Raw genomic sequence first — 11,960 nt, forward strand, 5'->3', positions numbered from 1 at the left:
TATGACTTGATCTCGACGACTAATTACAACAATTCCAACACAACGGCCATCGGCACCGAAGCTCAGGCCGGCGCCAGCGCGACCGGCCAGGCCAACGCCACGGCCCTTGGCGCTTCCGCCCAAGCGAATGCCTTGAACGCCACCGCGCTCGGCGCCGGCGCGACGGCCAATTTTTCCAACTCCACCGCCATCGGCCAGGGCGTGCAAACGACGCGTGACAATCAGGTCATGCTTGGCACGGCCAGCAACACCTACACGCTGGCCGGCATCACTTCGCAGGCGAGCACGGCGGCCCAGGCTGGCCCGACCTATCTGGTGACGACGGACGCCGCCGGCAATCTGGCGGCGTCGACATTCGATATGGCAACCCTGCAAAACCTGCCGGCCGAGGTCGCTCAGAACAGCACCGACATCAGCAATCTGAACACCACGGTGAGCAATCACACGACGCAAATCGCCGCCAACACCCAAGAACTCGCCGGCCACGAGACGCGCATCACCAACAATACGACGCAGATCGCCGCCAACACCACCGAGCTCGCCAATCATGAGACGCGTATCACCAACAACACCAACGCGATTGCGGTGCACACCACCGAGATCGCGGACCTCGACACCAGGGTGACCACCAACACCAGCAACATCACCCAGCTCGACGGCCGCGTCGGCGCGCTCGAAGCCGGCGTTCCGGATCTCGGCAACCAGATCAGCGAAACCCGCACCGAGGCGCGTGCCGGCACGGCGCTGGCATTGGCCACGGCGGGGCTGCGTTACGACGACAGGCCCGAAAAGCTGTCGCTCGCCGGCGGCTTCGGCCACTTCAAGGGTCAATCCGGCCTGGCGCTCGGCCTTGGTTACAACACCAGCGAGGATTTCCGCCTCAACGCCGCTGTCTCTGCCACCACCAACCACGGCGATGTCGGCGTCAGCGTCGGCGCATCATGGACGCTGAATTGAGGCGGCCAGCGTGATCCGGAGTGCGAGGGGGCTGGCTTGAAAAAGCCGCCGGCGGCCGCGTTCCCACAGACGCGGTCGCCTGTCTCCCCTGCCCGAGGCGCGATTCCGATCAATGCTCAGAGGCCACATGAAGCACCCGCGATTCTTATCAATAGGGCGGATGACCCATACCGCCGTGACAGGCCTGCTGCTGGCCGGTCTGTTGGCAGCATCCGGGGGTGTTGCGGAGGCGCAGACCAAAAAAACCGAGAAGAGCGACAAGGTCCGCGCGGCTCATCCGGCCAGCATCGACCGCAACGGCGTGCTGATCCTGATCCGCGGCACGCTGCTGGCGCTCGATCAGGCCAACAAGACCGGTAACTACACGGTGCTGCGCGATCTCGGCTCGCCGAATTTTCAGGCCAACAGCGCGGCAGGGCTCGGCGACATCTTTGCCAACCAGCGCAAGCAGGCGCTCGACTTCGGCGCCGTCGCGGTGCTCGATCCGCAACTGACCCTGCTGCCGCAGATCGAGCCGAACGGCATGCTGCATATGGCTGGCTTTTTCCCGTCGGTGCCAATGCAGGTCAATTTCGAGCTTCTGTTCGAGCCGGTGAACCGGCAGTGGAAGATTTATGGCGTATCGGTCAACCTCACCTCGGGAGCACCGCAGGCGCCCGACACACCTGTCGCCGAGCAATCCAAGCCTGACGATACGGCCCCGCCGCCTGACGCGCCCTCGATGGCCGTGCAGCCGAAGAAGGCAGCAAAACCTTAAAGCGGCATGCGCATTCAGCCGCCCCTACGACAGCAACTCCAGGCGCAGGGCGCTGGCCAGCAGCGACAGCGCGAAGACGAACAGGCCCGAACTGAAGACAAGATTGACGGTGCGCAGCCCGCGCGCGCTCAGCCGCTTGCGCAGGAGGTTGGTGACCAGTGTCAGCGTTGTCCACCAGGTGGCCGAGCCGAGCAGCACGCCGGCCGAGACAAGCGCCAATGTTTGCCAGGACGGCATGGCCGCGCCCAGGATTCCCGGCGTCAGCGTGAAGAAGCCAAGCAGAGTCATCGGGTTGCCCAACGTCCAGATCAGCCCGGTGACATAGGCCCGACCCGAGGGCATGCGCCGCTGCAACGCGGTGTCCAGCGACGGCGTCAGCCGCGCCGCCGTCACCGCCATGTAGAGCAGGAATATGCCGGCGCAGAGCTGCAGCAGCATGTGCCAGCCGATGAGCACATGCGCCACCGCGCCCAGCCCCGCGGCGGCAACGGAGGCGTAGACCGAATGCGTGGTCGCCGCGCCATAGCCGGTCGCCAGACCTGGCCCGATGCCGCCGGCGATCGTGCGCTGCACGCATAAGAGCCCGGTGGGACCGATGGGAGCCGCGACCGCGAACCCCAGCAAGGCCCCACGCATCACACTGAGGAAAAGGTCTGCTGTACCCGACATGCGAACAGATCTTCCGTTGGCCGCACGTCGTCGGGGTTCCCGGCCAGGCAATACCTGGGCCAGATGCTGGCCAAGGCCAGCAACGGTCGCCCCGCTTTCGTGAGCTGCTTCGACATTCTTGCGGCAAGACGGCCGTTGGCGGGGCTGACGAGCACGTCGTCTTGAAGTTTCTCTCCAAGTATTAGCTAGATGTAATGTGTCTACGCGTATAGACGCCGTTCAGTTCGGTGAGCTTTAGACCCGACTAATGTGTCGACGCATTACTGGCGGCGGAAAATCTGCAATTCTCCTGATGCGCGTCACGTGCCTTGAACTCAGTCCAACCTCAAGCCGATGCACCCAATCACAAATGAACGATCGCGGCGTCCACCATTTGGATTAGGCTTGACTCCCAGCTTCTATTTTTTTCTACTGACTTTCAGTTGGCTTTCGGTGCGCCCCACCTCCATGTCGACTCCAGACAGACAAGTCGCGAAGTCGAACGAGGATTGATCCCGTTGAAGCGATATCGGCGCAGCAGCACGCGATGTCTGACCGGGGCCGCCAGCCCATGTTGGTCAGCATGACTGACCGATCCTATCCGGCGGAGCGCATTTCAGAACTCATCGGCACCATTTACGACTGCGTCCTCGATCCGGACCGATGGCCATCGGTCGTCGACAACATTCGACGGGAGCTGGAGTTCTGTTATGCGGTTCTGGGGGTGTATCCGCTTCCGGGCGGCGAAGTTACGCTCGGCGTCGCGACAGGCATCGATTCGGTGAAGCTCGGCGAGCTTCCCGCCTATGGCCAGGATCTGGTGGACCTCTGGGGTGGCGACATCAGGGTCAAACAATATCCGCTCGAGGAGCCGATCGCGCAGTCCCGGGCCGTGCCGGATTCGGCACTTGTCGCCAGCCGCTATTTTCTCGAATGGGCCCAGCCGCAAGGGGTGGTCGACGCGGTTGCGATCGGGCTGGAGCGCAATGCGCGCATGGTCTCCACGCTTTCGTTCGGCCGGCACGAGACGGTCGGCATTGTTGGCAACGGGGAACTTGACGCCTTGCGTCTTCTGGCGCCGCACTTCCGGCGCGCCATCGCCATTGGCCAGATGCTCGAATTGCAATCGATTGCCGCCGCCAACGTGACATCCGTGCTGGAAAGCCTCTCTGTCGGCGTCGTACTGGTCGATGAATTGATGGCCTTGATCCATGCCAATCCGGTCGCCGAGTCCATGCTGGCCCGCAAGGAACCGATCAAGGTCAGCAATGGCCGCGTTGTCGTCTCGGATGCCTCGCCCGCTATCTCGTCGGCGATAGAGGATGCGGTCGCCCAGGCGGCCCGCGACGAGGCAGCGCTCGGACGGCGCGGCGGCACCGGGTTTCCGACGCGCGGCCTCTCGGGCGAGCCTCGCATCATTCATGTCCTGCCGCTGAAAAGGCGAGAGAGCCGTCCCGGCCTGTTCCGGCGGGCGACAGCGGCTCTTTTCATCGCCCCGGTCGACAGACCGATAAGCCTGCCATTCGATGCTTTCGCCGCCCTCTACGGCCTGACGCCCGCCGAGGTTCGGATCGTGGAACTGATCGTCGCCGGCCAGACCCAGCGCGAGATCGCGAAATCGCTTGGCCTGGCCAGCGCCACTGTGAAGACGCACCTTCTGCATGTTTTCGAGAAGACCGACGTCCGGCGCCAGGTCGATCTCGTCCGGCTTGTCGCATCCCTGGCATCACCGCTCTGACAGGACAGCCGTTTCGGCGCTGCGCCGATGAACCATGTCCGGCTTCGAACCGGCCGTCGATCCTTCGTCGATGATTTGGCGACACATTGTCGCAGCTATCGCCGAGCGGCGTCGATAGCCGCCGCCCAGGCCCGGTATCCCGGATCCGGGCCTGGGCGCGGTATCGCGAACCCGAATGAGCGCGCCCTCAAGGCTTCCGGCCGTTCCGGCGTCCTGAATTGCCCGCCGGCGTCGCGGTCAACGCGCGCCGGCAGTGCCGGGCTGCTCCGTCAGGAGCGGCTAATATGAACTGCCTCCACCAAACGGCTGACGTCGAGCGCCCGCGCATCGCCTACCCCGTTCATGGAAGTGTTTTTGCACTGCGTTCCGGTCGTCATTGTCGTGGCCCGTTTCGGCCACCCAGTCGATGGCGTCGCCGGATGACTAGGGGGCTTGGAATTGTCGCATCGCCGGGATTTGAACGGACGCTCCACCGCGTCGCGCATATTCAGCAGAAAAGCGCGGCGGCGGCGCTGATGGCCTCGACGGCTGTCTGGGTCGCCGGACCGGCCTATGCCCAATGCACCGTCACCGCGCCGCCGGACACCTGTGTGTGCGCCGGCGCAAACGGCTTCGGAATTGGCCACGACGCCCTGAAAGGCATCGGCTTAAAACATAGTTTGGATGGGGATCCGCAATGACACCAGCTATTGGCTTGCGCGCAGGGCCGCGCGGAAAGTTTCGTCTCTCCAGGCTTCTGGCAACCACCGCGCTGGTCGCCTGCCTCGCCACGCCCGCCTTCGCGACGAACTATCTGGTTGGCACCGAGCAGGAGCTGCGATCGGCGCTGAGCAGCCACGCCAATGGCGACACCATCACGTTGAGCAACGACATCACCCTGACGGCGGGCGGCGGCGGCAATCTGCCGGAGGTGCACAGCGATGTGACGATTTCCGGCGGCGGCCACACGCTTTCGGGCGGCGGCGCCTATCGCGGGCTCTTCGTGACGGCGGGCACGGTGCGCGTCGAGGACCTGAAGATCACCGATACACTGGCACAAGGTGGCACCAGCAACGGTGGTGGGGCTGGCGCGGGGCTTGGCGGAGCGCTGTTCGTCAATGAGGGCGCAACGGTTACCGTCAGCAATGTCGATCTTTCCGGCAACCAGGCCAAAGGTGGCGCGGCCAGCACGAACACCTCGTTCGGCTACGGCGCGGGCGGCGCGGGGATGCTTGGAGATGGTGGCAATACCTCGGCAAGCCAGGGCGGCGTTGGCGGCTCGCCCAATGGCGGCACCGGCGGGACGACGCCCGCAGGGGGCGACATAACCAGCAATGGCCCGATTGCCGAGACCGCCCAGGATGGGTCGGCCGGGGCCGCCGGCGGAACAGGGGGCGGTGGGGGTGGCGGCGCGGCAGGGCCACACCTGCAGGTGGCCACGACAAGCGGCGACGCCACGGTGGACGGTGGCACGGGCGGTGCCGGGGGTGTCGGAGGGTTCGGTGGGGGTGGCGGTCAAGGCGGCTCCGGCAGCTGGAACACCGCAACCGCGCACGATCCGGGAACCGCATCAGCCAGCGGAGGCGACGGTGGCGACGGTGGTGCGGGCGGGTTCGGTGGCGGTGGTGGCGCCGGCGGCGTTGGCGGATTGAAGGGGACGACTCAGTATAATGGCAACTTTTTTGTCTCGCAAATCACCTCGGGCAATGGCGGCGACGGTGGACAGGCAGGCTTCGGCGGCAGCGGTGGCCTGCGCGGCAACAGCAGCAGCCTGGCCCCCGGCGGGCTCGGTGGCGTCGCCCTTGGCGATGGCAGCGGCGCCGGCATGGGCGGCGCGCTGTTCGTGCGCCAGGGTGGCCAGCTGATCGTCGAGGGAAACCTTGCCCTGAACGGCAATTCGGTGGCGGCGGGCGGTGCCGGCAGCCAGGCCTTCGGTTCCGGCATCTTCCTGCAAGGCGGCGGCAACCTCTCGTTCAAGCCCGGCGCGGGCGAAACCCAGACGATATCGGACGATATCGACGACATGGTCGGCGTGGTCGCGCAGGGCTATGTCCCGCCCGCCGGCACCTACACCGGCAATGAACGCTGGGGCGTGACAGTCGATGGCGACGGCACGCTCGTGCTCTCCGGCACCAACAGTTTTTCGGGCGGTGTCCTGGTGTCCAAAGGCACGCTGTCGGTCGGCGCCGACGCCAGTCTCGGCAATCCGGATGGCGGCATTACGCTCGCAACCGGCACGCTGATGACGACCGCGAGCTTTGCCACGGACCGCGACATTACGCTGTCGCTTGGCGGAACGGTTTCGCAGGCCGCCGGCACGATCTTCACGGTGAACGGCATCGTCTCGGGTGGCGGCGGCCTGACCAAGGCCGGCGCCGGCACTGTGGTGCTGGCCGGCGACAACAGCTATGGCGGCGGCACCAGCCTGGAAGCCGGCACGTTGCGGCTCGATCACGACCATGCGCTCGGCACCGGTTCGCTGAACGCCCGCGATGGAACGACGATCCAGTACGGCCTCGACGACCTCAGCGTCGCCAACGCCATAGCGATCGAGGGCGACGTCAAGTTCGACTACGAGCAGCCTGGCCCCATCATCATCGCGGTTCCCGAACAGGCCGGCGCGATATCCGGCACGGGCCGGCTCATCCGCACCGGCACCGGCGGCCTCACCCTCTCGCATGCCAACAGCTATGAAGGCGGCACGATCGTCGAGGGCGGCAGGCTGATCGCGAGCGTGACGGGCGCGCTCGGCACCGGTGATGCGGACGTCAGGGGTGGAGCGGTGCTTGCCTTCACCGGCAGCCAGGCGACACCCACCGACGCGGGCTCGCGCACGATCACGGTCGAGAATGACGGCCAGCTTCAGTTCTCCGACCATTCGAATGCCACGACGACCACCGTGCTGAACGAGGCGGGCGGCCTCGTCGCGTTGAAGGGCAACGCCGCACCGGTCGAAGTCGGCTCGCTCTCGGGCGCCGGCGACGTCGATCTCGACTTCGGGACCATGATTGTCGGCGGCCTCGGCAGCGACGACACGATCTCCGGGGCGATCCGCGACGGCAATGTGCCGCCAGTATTGCTGCCTGCGGCACAGGCGGGATCGCTGGTGAAGACCGGCGCCGGTACACTGACCCTGTCTGGGACCAACAGCTATTTCGGCACGACGACTGTCGAGGAGGGCAAGCTTGTCGTGAATGGCTCGATCGCCGCCTCCTCGCTGACCACGGTCGGTTCGGGCGCGGTGCTGGGCGGCGGCGGCACGATCGGTGCGACGCGGGTCGAGGGGACGATCGCACCGGGAAACTCGATCGGCACGCTTAACGTAAAAGGGGCTTTTACCCAGGTCGCGGGCTCGACCTACGCGGTGCAACTGGATGCCACGACCAGCGACCGCATCGCGGTGACCGGCACCGCCGATCTGCAGGGTGGCACGCTCGATGTCGAGGCCGCGCCCGGCGGCTACAGTCTCGGCGCGCGCTACACCATCCTCACTACCACCGGCGGGCTGACGGGAACGTATGCCGCCCTCACCGGCGATGCCGGGCCGCTCTCGGCATTCGTCAGCGTCATCGATAGCTACGACACCAACAACGCCTATCTCGACGTGGCGAAGGTGCGCGATTTCGCCGATGCCGGGCTGACGCCGAACCAGATCGCAACGGGCGAAGGGCTCGATAGCATTGCGGAATCCGGGGCCTTGTTCAGCGCCGTCGCCGGTCTGGCCACCGATGCCGCTGCCCGCGGCGCCTTCGACCAGCTGTCGGGCGAGATCCACGCCTCGGCCAAGGGTATGCTGGTCGGGGACAGCCGCTTCGTCCGCGATGCCGCGACCAATCGCATCGCTGCCGCCTTTGACGATGGCGGCACCACGGCTGCTATTCCTGTGATGGCTTATGGCGAGGGTGGACCCGAAATGGTCGCTGCCGACACCGATCGCTTCGCCGTCTGGGGTCAGGCCTTCGGCTCCTGGGGCAATACCGACAGCGACGGCAATGCCGCCGCCTTCGATCGTTCGACCGGCGGGGTGCTGGCGGGCGCCGACACGCTGGTGGGCGGCTGGCGTGTCGGCGTTCTCGGCGGCTACAGCCATTCCTCCTTCGATGCCGACGATCGCAACTCGTCCGGATCCAGCGACAACTATCATCTCGGCCTCTATGGCGGCACCAATTGGGGCGCTATCGCCTTCCGTACTGGCGCCGCCTACTCCTGGAGCAGCATCTCGACCAAACGCTCCGTCGCCTTCGACGGGTTCACGGATGGGTTCTCGGCCGACTATGATGCCGGCACCGCGCAGATGTTCGGCGAACTCGCCTACAAGGCCGATTCCGGGCAATTCAAGCTCGAGCCGTTCGCCAATCTCGCCTATGTCAGCGTGCACACCGACGGCTTCAGCGAAACCGGCGGTGCTGCGGCACTGACCAGCGCCGGTTCGACCACCGACGCCACCTTCACCACGCTTGGCCTGCGCGCCTCGACCGACTTCGCGCCGGGCGGCATGAACGCCACCGCGCGCGGCATGCTCGGCTGGCGTCACGCTTTCGGCGACACCACGCCGCTGTCAACGCTCGCCTTCGCCAGCGGCGATGCCTTCACCATCGCCGGCGTGCCGATCGCCAGGGACGCCGCCGTGATCGAGGCCGGTCTCGATTTCAACATGACGGCCAATGCCACGCTCGGCCTGTCCTACTCCGGCCAGTTCGGCGGCTGCGCGGTCGACAATGGCGCCAAGGTCGATCTCAACGTGAAATTCTGAGGGCCGAGGAATCTGACGAAGGGGCGCATGACGGATCCCGCCTCGCCTGGCCTAGGGAAGTGATCTGGCAAATGGTGACGCCTGCGAAGTAATTCAGCCGTCACGATCGACCCGCTAGTCGAAACGGGCTCCGCGATGCTAGCCTCGACGGCTGGCGGCGCCCGCGCTTGCGACAGGAACAGGAATTCCCTGTTGGCCTTATCTTTCGGCAAATCCATGCCTCAGACAGCTGCGGAATTGACAAGCCGTTCCGCGTGGTCGAGGGTAAGTATAGTATCCTTATCGACATGAGGGAATTGGAGGCGACGATGAGCGAACACCCTATCACCATGATCGCTCGCGGCATGCATCCGCTCCAGACGTCGCATGAGTCGGCGCGCAACACGGCTACCCCATGGGAATCATTTGTCGCCTTTTTGCCGTCGAAGCGCATTTCTGTGCTCTTAATGGCTCAAAGGCCTGATAAAATTGCCACAACGGCTTGAAAACGAAGCAAAATCAACGATTCTCGGCTTGTATATCATGTCACTAGAATTTATGTGTCATGGATGCTTGGGCGCGGCGGGGAAGCTCACCAGGCGTTTCGCAACGGATGGTCTCAAGCCATCGCATGACAGAGAAACGTTGGGTCTATGCTCACCAAAAAAGGCAAGTACGGCCTCAAGGCACTCGTCCACCTCGCGCAGCTGCCAGCCGGGCAGTTGGCTTTCGTTGGCGATATCGCGACCGGCAACACCATCCCGAAGAAATTTCTCGACGCCATCCTGGGTGAACTGCGCAATGCTGGTTTCGTGCAGAGCCGCAAGGGCAAGGATGGCGGCTACCGCTTGGCGCGGCCTGCCGATGAGATCAAGGTCGGTCATGTCGTGCGCGTCCTCGACGGGCCGCTGGCCCCAATTCCCTGCGCCAGCCGCACCCAGTATCAGCGCTGTGAAGACTGCAACGAGGCGACATGCCAAGTCCGACATCTGATGCTGGAAGTCCGGCAGGCGATCGCCGAGGTGCTCGATCAGCGCAGCCTCGCCGAAATGCGCGATATCGGTCTCGACGACCTTCCCGTCACGGTGAAGGTCCAGGCCTGACGCTTCACGCATGGCGGCAACACGCATGAGCGGGCGCGCCAATTCGATCATCATTGTCGGCGGCGGCGCCAGCGGCGTCGTGCTGGCCGCGCATCTCTTGAAATCGTCCAATCCCGATCTGCGCGTCACGCTGATCGAAAGGCGCCCGCATTTCGGACAAGGCGTCGCCTATTCGACGCTGCTGTCGGCGCATGTGCTGAATGTCAGCGCCGCCGGTATGAGTGCCTATGCCGACGACTCCAGCAATTTCTGGCGCTGGCTGCAAGGGCATGGCCTGGTGAGCCCGGAGCAAACGCCACAGACGCCCTTCTACGCGCCGCGCAGCATCTATGCCCGTTATCTCGGGGAGCTGCTCGACGAACTCGAAGCGCAGGAGCAGCCGACCGGGCGCCTGCGCCTGATCCATGAGGAGAGCCGGTCGATCACGCCGACCCCGTCCGGCGTCGAGGTGGCGCTCGCCAACGGCACCAGCGTCGTCGCGCATCTGGCCATATTGGCCACCGGCCATGACGAGCAGCCGGCGCAGGGCCATGCGATCCGGATGGGTTCGGAAGCCGACACGGAGCTTGTCCCCGACAGAAGGGTGATGGTGCTGGGCACCGGCCTCAGCATGGTCGATGCGTTCCTGGCGCTGGAACAGCGCGGCCACACGGGCGAGATCGTCGCCGTTTCCCGGCGTGGCCTGCTGCCGTCGCCACACCGCAAGGGCAACCCGATCAAGCTCGATGTAGCCGACATCCCGCTCGGCACCCAGCTTTCCTATTTCGTCGGCTGGTTCCGCGACCTGATCAAGGAGAACCAGAAGGCCGGCGTCGACTGGCGCGACGTGGTCGACGGTCTCAGGCCATTCAATCAGAAGATCTGGCAGAACTGGCCGGCCTCGGCCAAGCGCCGTTTCGTCGAGCACACCAAGGCCTGGTGGGACATCCACCGCCATCGCATGCCGCCCGAAGTCTATGCGCGCGTGACCGAGGCGGTGAAAACGGGCCGCATCCGCCTGGTCGCCGGCCGCGTCGTCGACATCGCCAGGGGTGGTGACTTCACCGTCCAGGTCCAGTCGCGCCACACGCAGCGCCTCGAGACCTTCGACGTCGCCCGCATCTATGATTGCTCGGGCATCGTGCGCGACATCTCGACCTCGTCGAACAGCGTGGTGCGCTCGCTGGTCGACCGCGGGCTGGCGCGGCCGGACCCGCTGCGCATCGGCCTCGACGTGTCGGCCAATTGCGAGATCATCGCCGGCGACGGGACGGTTTCGGCCAAGATCCTGGCGGTCGGCCCGCTGACGCGCGGCACCTTCTTCGAGATCGACGCCATACCCGATATCCGCGTCCAGTGCGCACGGCTGAGCAAGCGGCTGCTGGGTTGAAGAGCGCCTTCCGCGATCGCACCATATTCGGCTGAGCGCAGTCTGCTATTGATCCGGGGCGGCCCTAAGTCGGCCCGAGCAACTTCCGTTCTTAGCAATAAGACGGCAGGACTAAAGTCTTGTGCCCTAGTAGGCCTTGGTCTGAGGGGCCCTCGAACGTTCCGTACTTGTCCATTGGACGTTCCGTACTTTAGTCAATCGATATATACCTAAATTCAGCATGTCTCATATAATGGCGATGCAAATCGGCTTGCCAAAAGAGGGGTAATCCTCCCGCTTTCGGTGTTCCCGATTGTCTCTCAAGCCCGGTTTCGGGCCAGGCTCTCTTAGCTCTCAGGGACCAATTTCGACCGGATCTCTTTGACGGCGTTCGCGATGGCGTCAAGGGTCGTGAGGTCGAGGGCCAAGTCTAAAATGCCCTCCGTTGTCTGGATGGAAAGGATGCCCAGAGAACCCTTCTCATCCTCGACCGTGCTGACATGAATCTCGGTCGGGACGAAAGGCAGAGCCTTTGTGGTACGGCGCATCGATCACCTGTCTCCCCCGGGGCGCGACAATCGCGCACTCGGGTTGGGATTTCAAGCTGGCCATGAGCCCAACGGCAGGGAGAGGATGGCCGGTGCAGGGGATGCTTGGGTTGGAAGCGGGCCGCACCGGCCATCGCGGGACAGGCTTCG

General features: G+C 64.8%; 10 protein-coding genes. 8 read left to right on the plus strand and 2 right to left on the minus strand.

All coding sequences use genetic code 11. The features are described 5' to 3' along the window. Positions 1 to 6 precede the first annotated feature (6 nt). Complete coding sequence (locus EB235_RS04905; protein ID WP_051429728.1) at positions 7 to 957, plus strand: YadA-like family protein; 951 nt, start codon at positions 7 to 9, stop codon at positions 955 to 957. A gap of 160 nt (positions 958 to 1,117) precedes the next feature. Then, positions 1,118 to 1,714, plus strand: coding sequence for a hypothetical protein (locus EB235_RS04910; RefSeq protein WP_032925702.1), 597 nt, complete (start codon positions 1,118 to 1,120; stop codon positions 1,712 to 1,714). A gap of 24 nt (positions 1,715 to 1,738) precedes the next feature. On the opposite strand, the gene EB235_RS04915 is transcribed toward EB235_RS04910, so the two are convergent. Then, positions 1,739 to 2,383, minus strand: a complete 645-nt coding sequence (locus tag EB235_RS04915; protein ID WP_080680873.1) for a LysE family translocator — start codon at positions 2,381 to 2,383, stop codon at positions 1,739 to 1,741. Positions 2,384 to 2,945: 562 nt separating this feature from the next. Between EB235_RS04915 and EB235_RS04920 the strand changes: the two genes are divergently transcribed. From EB235_RS04920 to EB235_RS04945, 6 genes are all read left to right on the plus strand, one after another. After that, entirely contained in the window at positions 2,946 to 4,100 is a 1,155-nt protein-coding gene (locus EB235_RS04920; protein ID WP_032926577.1) for a helix-turn-helix transcriptional regulator, read from the plus strand. 419 nt (positions 4,101 to 4,519) lie between these two features. Next, entirely contained in the window at positions 4,520 to 4,780 is a 261-nt protein-coding gene (locus EB235_RS04925; RefSeq protein WP_027032073.1) for a hypothetical protein, read from the plus strand. After that, positions 4,777 to 8,832, plus strand: a complete 4,056-nt coding sequence (locus EB235_RS04930) for an autotransporter domain-containing protein (protein ID WP_155256441.1) — start codon at positions 4,777 to 4,779, stop codon at positions 8,830 to 8,832. The genes EB235_RS04925 and EB235_RS04930 overlap by 4 nt, the downstream gene beginning before the upstream one ends. 308 nt (positions 8,833 to 9,140) lie before the next feature. After that, entirely contained in the window at positions 9,141 to 9,317 is a 177-nt protein-coding gene (locus EB235_RS04935) for a hypothetical protein (protein WP_155256440.1), read from the plus strand. Between the two features lie 147 nt (positions 9,318 to 9,464). Beyond that, a complete protein-coding gene (locus EB235_RS04940; RefSeq protein ID WP_027032071.1) occupies positions 9,465 to 9,914 on the plus strand; it encodes an RrF2 family transcriptional regulator in 450 nt (149 codons plus the stop codon). Between the two features lie 25 nt (positions 9,915 to 9,939). Then, positions 9,940 to 11,283, plus strand: a complete 1,344-nt coding sequence (locus EB235_RS04945) for an FAD/NAD(P)-binding protein (RefSeq protein ID WP_027032070.1) — start codon at positions 9,940 to 9,942, stop codon at positions 11,281 to 11,283. A gap of 326 nt (positions 11,284 to 11,609) precedes the next feature. Here EB235_RS04945 and EB235_RS04950 read toward each other — a convergent pair whose 3' ends face one another. Next, the gene (locus EB235_RS04950; protein ID WP_027032069.1) at positions 11,610 to 11,810 is read right to left on the minus strand and encodes a hypothetical protein; all 201 of its coding nucleotides are present in this window, start codon (positions 11,808 to 11,810) and stop codon (positions 11,610 to 11,612) included. Positions 11,811 to 11,960: the final 150 nt, after the last annotated feature.

The sequence above is a fragment of the Mesorhizobium loti R88b genome (assembly GCF_013170845.1).
In the GTDB taxonomy this organism is placed as follows: domain Bacteria; phylum Pseudomonadota; class Alphaproteobacteria; order Rhizobiales; family Rhizobiaceae; genus Mesorhizobium; species Mesorhizobium loti_B.

What these genes read in the sequence shown, in the direction of transcription:
- EB235_RS04915 (WP_080680873.1), bottom strand. Translation starts at nt 2,383, where the DNA reads ATGTCGGGTACAGCAGACCTTTTCCTCAGTGTGATGCGTGGGGCCTTG.
- EB235_RS04930 (WP_155256441.1), top strand. Translation starts at nt 4,777, where the DNA reads ATGACACCAGCTATTGGCTTGCGCGCAGGGCCGCGCGGAAAGTTTCGT.
- EB235_RS04910 (WP_032925702.1), top strand. Translation starts at nt 1,118, where the DNA reads ATGACCCATACCGCCGTGACAGGCCTGCTGCTGGCCGGTCTGTTGGCA.
- EB235_RS04920 (WP_032926577.1), top strand. Translation starts at nt 2,946, where the DNA reads ATGACTGACCGATCCTATCCGGCGGAGCGCATTTCAGAACTCATCGGC.
- EB235_RS04925 (WP_027032073.1), top strand. Translation starts at nt 4,520, where the DNA reads ATGACTAGGGGGCTTGGAATTGTCGCATCGCCGGGATTTGAACGGACG.
- EB235_RS04945 (WP_027032070.1), top strand. Translation starts at nt 9,940, where the DNA reads ATGAGCGGGCGCGCCAATTCGATCATCATTGTCGGCGGCGGCGCCAGC.
- EB235_RS04935 (WP_155256440.1), top strand. Translation starts at nt 9,141, where the DNA reads ATGAGCGAACACCCTATCACCATGATCGCTCGCGGCATGCATCCGCTC.
- EB235_RS04940 (WP_027032071.1), top strand. Translation starts at nt 9,465, where the DNA reads ATGCTCACCAAAAAAGGCAAGTACGGCCTCAAGGCACTCGTCCACCTC.
- EB235_RS04950 (WP_027032069.1), bottom strand. Translation starts at nt 11,810, where the DNA reads ATGCGCCGTACCACAAAGGCTCTGCCTTTCGTCCCGACCGAGATTCAT.